Here is a 223-nt window from a genome sequence, read left to right on the forward strand (position 1 = left end):
CGCCACCGCAGTGCGGAGTTTCTGCAGTTCCTCAAGGCGATCGATGCCGCGGTGCCGAAGGACCAAGAGGTCCACCTGATCATGGACAACTACGGCACGCACAAGACCGAAAAGGTGCGTGCGTGGTTTGCCAAGCACCCGCGCTACCACGTGCACTTCACGCCGACCTCGGCGTCCTGGCTCAACCTGGTCGAGCGATTCTACGGACAGATCAGTGAGAAAT

General features: G+C 60.1%; 1 protein-coding gene. It reads left to right on the top strand.

Annotation, left to right across the window (positions count from 1 at the left end; genetic code table 11):
- The coding region (locus ACH65_RS18055; RefSeq protein WP_049624030.1) for an IS630 family transposase at positions 1-223 on the top strand (223 nt) is incomplete at both ends.

This window comes from Frateuria defendens (genome assembly GCF_001182895.1).
In the GTDB taxonomy this organism is placed as follows: domain Bacteria; phylum Pseudomonadota; class Gammaproteobacteria; order Xanthomonadales; family Rhodanobacteraceae; genus Frateuria_B; species Frateuria_B defendens.